A 3121-nucleotide genomic window follows, 5' to 3' on the forward strand; every position below is an offset into this window, starting at 1 on the left:
ATCTTTAACCTAGTTTAAATAAGTAGATGTTATATAATCGTATTTATAGTGCAAACTGAAGAAGCTTGGAATCAATTTAAGAAAGAAACGCGATAAGTAAAAAACTACAAAAGCGACTTATTCAAAATAAAAACATACATATCAGAATACAGTCAAAAAAGGATTGAATATACAATTTCAATCCTTTTTTATATTATCAACACTTTAGCACATATTACTCTTAAGGAGTGATATGTATATGGATTTTCTTTCACCTGAATATTTGTCTGCCTTGCTTGCCATTATTGTAATCGATTTAGTGTTAGCCGGAGATAACGCCATCGTAATTGGATTAGCAGCAAGAAGATTACCGAAAGACCAACAAAAGAAAGTTATCATTTGGGGAACTATTGGAGCAATTGCCATTAGAGCCCTCGCTACCTTAGTTGTCGTTTGGTTATTAAAAATACCTGGATTACTCCTAATTGGTGGTGTACTTCTTATTTGGATCGCTTACAAGCTGATCGCTGAGGGCAAAAATCATGATATTAAAGCCGAAGAAGGATTTTGGTCTGCTATTAAAACCATTATTATTGCTGATGCGTTAATGGGCATTGATAATGTACTCGCTGTTGCAGGAGCTGCCCATGGTAACTTTTCTTTAGTAATCATCGGATTATTAGTGTCTATTCCAGTAGTCGTATGGGGCAGTACATTAATTTTAAAATGGGTGGATCGTTTTCCTGTCATCATTACGATCGGAGCAGCCGTTTTAGCTTATACTGCCGCGAAAATGATTGTAGATGAGAAATGGTTCGCTGGATTTTTCGAAAGTAACCCTTTCGTTAAATGGGCATTTATCATTATTATCATCGTCGGTGTAGTTTTCTTCGGAAAGGCAAAACAAAAAGCAACAGCTGGTTCTGTCTCATAATGATGGTATATTTACAAATAAAAGGCGCTATTCATATGAATAGCGCCTTTTATTATTTATTTAGCTTCCCCTTCCGGAGTCGTTTTTACCTTCGTTTTGTTTTTATCACGGTTGTTATAGTTATACTTCGAACGATCTACTGGAGTGAATCCTTCCGGTGTGTAGAATCGTAATAAGTCACCATTTACGACTTGGTCAGAGTATTTTAGTGAGTTTTGAACCATTTGTTCATTTTTCTTTATTTCATCTGTAAATTCTACAGGTTTTCCAGTAGTTGTATCATAGTATTTGCCGTTTAGTGCAGTAACTGTTGGGCTTACGTAGTTACCGTTACGGAACGCAACGACTTGCTTATGATCTGGTGATAATAAATCAGAACCGAATTGAACATAATTCTTTGTATCTGTACCTAGTAAGTGTAATAGCGTTGGAAGAACGTCAATTTCACCACCGTATTGATGTTGTACGCCACCTTTCACTCCTGGTACACGAACGATTAATGGTACACGTTGTAACTGTGCATTTTCAAATGAGTTCATTTCTTTACCCATTACTTTTGACATTGCTGCATTATGATTATCTGAAATACCGTAATGGTCTCCGTACATAACAATAATTGAGTTATCATATAAACCAGATTGTTTCAAGTAATCGATGAAGCCTTTTACAGATTCATCTAAATAGCGTGCTGTTTGGAAGTACGTATCTACTGATGAATCACCTGTTGTTGCTGGTTCAATCGTTGCTTCTGCCTTATCGATTGGATAAGGGAAATGGTTCGATAACGTAATAAACTTTGTATAGAACGGTTGTTTCAACGTTTGTAATAACGGAATAGATTCATTAAAGAACGGTTTATCTTTTAATCCGTAGTTTACTACGTCTTTTTCATTCATATCGTAGTATGACGCATCAAAGAATTTATTAAAACCAAATGATTTATAAATATCGTCACGGTTCCAGAATGTTTTGTAGTTACCGTGGAATACTGCTGATGTGTATCCTTGTTGTCCTAAAATAGCTGGTGCTGATTGATACGTATTATGAGATTTCGTTGTAAAGACAGAACCTTGCGGTAAGCCAAACATTGAATTCTCTAACATAAACTCCGCATCAGATGTTTTCCCTTGTCCTGTTTGATGGAAGAAGTTATCAAAGTATAGTGTATTCGCATCTTTTGTAAATGAGTTTAAGAACGGTGTAACTTCTTGACCATTTAATTTGTAATCAATTAAGAAGTTTTGGAATGACTCTAAATGAATGTAAATTACGTTCATTCCCTTTCCTTTACCGAAATACTCAGGATTTGGACTTGCATAAGTTGATGTTAAATAATTTCGTACTTCTGTCATATTATCGCCATCCGCTAATGCTCGTTCTGTCGATGCTTTCGCACTTTGAATTCCATCATAAATTGTGTAGTTGTATGCACCTAAATATTTCACAATATAATTACGGTCAAACGTTCTTGTTAATAATTCAGGACGGTCAGACTCTGCAAGACCTAAGTTAACACTGAATAATAAAATACCTACTACAAATACTAGAGATAATTTATGCTTCGCAACACGAATTGGTTTTGGATTTGCAAATTTTGTTGCGACTAATACAATTAATATAATCGTGTCTAAGAAGTATAATGGATCATAAAGATGTAGCAACGCAAGAATACTACCACCTAAATCTCCAAAGTTATTTGTTTGTGTTAATGTCGGGAACGTAATAAAGTCACTGAAAAAGCGATAGTATACTACGTTTGCGTATAAAAGAATCGACAATAACAAATTAATGATAATTAACCAAATATAAGATCGTTTCCCTTTTGCAAATAATGCAAGTCCTAAAAATAGAACTGCTGAACTAAGCGGGTTAAAAAACAGCAAGAATTTTTGGATTGTGTTTGAAATTCCTAAATTGAATTCCGTTACATAAGCTGCATATGTTTTGAGCCACAATAAAATAACGGCAAACAGAAAGAATCCAAAATGATTGCTTAACACACTTTTGCTCTTTAATAAGAACTGTTTCATTTCTCCACCTCTTTTGATCATCCAAGGCTTATTTTTTTATAAGTCTGTCTCTCTATTCAAATTTTCTTCTTCAAATAGATTATCTTTATTTAACTATATGAAGAATATTAGTAATTATAATTTGAAGCTAGTATTTATTCAACTATTTCTTTCTAGACATTTTGACCTTGGTTTCTAT

General features: G+C 34.0%; 2 protein-coding genes. One reads left to right on the top strand and one right to left on the bottom strand.

Features of this window, described 5'->3' with window-relative positions:
• Positions 1 to 238: 238 nt before the first annotated feature.
• Positions 239 to 913 carry a TerC family protein gene (locus ABWK52_RS26010; protein WP_048567567.1) on the top strand — a complete coding sequence of 225 codons (675 nt, stop codon included), beginning with the start codon at positions 239 to 241 and terminating at the stop codon, positions 911 to 913.
• Positions 914 to 969: 56 nt separating this feature from the next.
• Here ABWK52_RS26010 and ABWK52_RS26015 read toward each other — a convergent pair whose 3' ends face one another.
• On the bottom strand, positions 970 to 2943 hold the full coding sequence (locus ABWK52_RS26015) for an LTA synthase family protein (protein ID WP_000808774.1): 1974 nt from the start codon (positions 2941 to 2943) through the stop codon (positions 970 to 972).
• Between the last annotated feature and the right edge of the window lie 178 nt (positions 2944 to 3121).

It is taken from the genome of Bacillus sp. AP50 (assembly GCF_040492675.1).
Taxonomy (GTDB): domain Bacteria; phylum Bacillota; class Bacilli; order Bacillales; family Bacillaceae_G; genus Bacillus_A; species Bacillus_A cereus.